Annotated in this window: 2 protein-coding genes; both read left to right on the top strand. The window is 65.3% G+C overall.

From position 1 onward, the window contains the following. The first annotated feature begins 2 nt into the window (after positions 1-2). Positions 3-518, top strand: coding sequence for an acetolactate synthase small subunit (gene ilvN, locus RH90_RS13265; protein WP_010186199.1), 516 nt, complete (start codon positions 3-5; stop codon positions 516-518). A 111-nt stretch (positions 519-629) separates the two neighbouring features. Continuing rightward, entirely contained in the window at positions 630-1,649 is a 1,020-nt protein-coding gene (ilvC, locus tag RH90_RS13260) for a ketol-acid reductoisomerase (RefSeq protein ID WP_010186198.1), read from the top strand. The last annotated feature ends 10 nt before the right edge of the window (positions 1,650-1,659 follow it).

The following is a 1,659-nucleotide window of genomic DNA, read 5'->3' as shown; positions in this document are numbered from 1 at the left end:
TAATGCACATCACCCAGGAAAAAGCCTCGCGCCACACGCTCGCGGTGATGGTCGACAACGAGCCCGGCATCCTCGCGCGGATCGCCGGCCTGTTCACCGCGCGCGGCTACAATATCGAGAGCCTGACCGTGTCCGACGTCACCGCCGACAAGGCGGTCAGCCGGATCACGATCGTCACCTCGGCGAGCGACGCGACGATGGAGCAGATCCTGGCGCAGCTCGACCGGCTGATCCCGGTTCACTCGGTGACCGACCTCACCGCGCTCGGGCCGCATGTCGAGCGCGAGCTGGCGTTGCTCAAGGTGCGCGGCACCGGCGACCACCGGATCGAGGCGCTGCGCCTCGCCGACGTCTACCGCGCGCGCGTCGTCGATGCGACGACGACGAGCTTCGTGTTCGAAGTGACCGGGGGTCCGGAGAAGATCGACACCTTCGTCGCGCTGATGCGCGAGGTCGGGCTGATCGAAGTCGCCCGCACCGGCATCGTCGCGATCGCGCGCGGGAATGCGGCGGTCTGACATCACGCGTCGCCCCGGCGGAGGCCGGGGCCGTCCCGGTACAGCGGACAGCGCCAGCAACGAAGCGGCCCCGGCCTCCGCCGGGGCGACGAATTTGAAAAGGGAAATACCATGCGCGTTTACTACGATGCCGATGCCGACCTGAACCTAATCACGTCGAAGAAGATCGCGATCGTCGGCTATGGCAGCCAGGGCCACGCCCATGCCCAGAACCTCCGCGATTCGGGCGTCAAGGACATCGCGATCGCGCTGCGCGAAGGCTCCGCCACCGCGCAGAAGGCCTATGCCGCGGGCTTCCAGGTGATGACCAACCAGGAAGCCGCCGCCTGGGCCGACATCACGATGATCCTCGCCCCCGACGAACATCAGGCGGCGATCTATGCCGACGATCTCCACGCCAACCTGAAGCAGGGTGCGACGATCGCGTTTGCGCACGGCCTCAATGTGCATTTCGGCCTGATCGAGCCGCGCGCCGATCTCGACGTCATCATGATCGCGCCGAAGGGCCCCGGGCACACCGTGCGCAGCGAATATGTCCGCGGCGGCGGCGTCCCCTGCCTGATCGCGATCCATCAGGACAAGAGCGGCAACGCCCACGACATTGGTCTGGCCTATGCAAGCGGAGTCGGCGGCGGGCGTTCGGGCATCATCGAGACCAACTTCAAGGAAGAGTGCGAGACCGATCTGTTCGGCGAGCAGGCCGTGCTGTGCGGTGGCATCACGCACCTCATCCAGGCCGGGTTCGAGACGCTGGTCGAAGCTGGCTACGCCCCCGAAATGGCGTATTTCGAATGTCTCCACGAGACCAAGCTGATCGTCGACCTGCTCTATGAGGGCGGCATCGCCAACATGCGCTATTCGATCTCGAACACCGCCGAATATGGCGACATCACCACTGGCCCGCGGATCATCACACCCGAGACCAAGGCCGAGATGAAGCGTGTCCTGGCCGACATCCAGGGTGGCCGCTTCGTCAAGAACTTCGTGCTCGACAATCGCGCGGGGCAACCCGAGCTCAAGGCTGCGCGCAAGGCGGCCGCCGCGCATCCGATCGAGAAGGTCGGCGCGGAACTGCGCGCGATGATGCCGTGGATCGGCGCGAACAAGCTGGTCGACAAGGACAAGAACTGATTTTGTCTTA

It is taken from the genome of Sphingomonas sp. PAMC 26605 (genome assembly GCF_000241485.1).
In the GTDB taxonomy this organism is placed as follows: Bacteria; Pseudomonadota; Alphaproteobacteria; order Sphingomonadales; family Sphingomonadaceae; genus Sphingomonas.
The sequence above is the reverse complement of the archived record's forward strand: the minus strand, read 5'-3'. Positions and strand labels throughout refer to the sequence as shown.

Bases quoted from the DNA above. Each gene is read 5' to 3' on its own strand.
- ilvC (WP_010186198.1), top strand. From the start codon at position 630: ATGCGCGTTTACTACGATGCCGATGCCGACCTGAACCTAATCACGTCG.
- ilvN (WP_010186199.1), top strand. From the start codon at position 3: ATGCACATCACCCAGGAAAAAGCCTCGCGCCACACGCTCGCGGTGATG.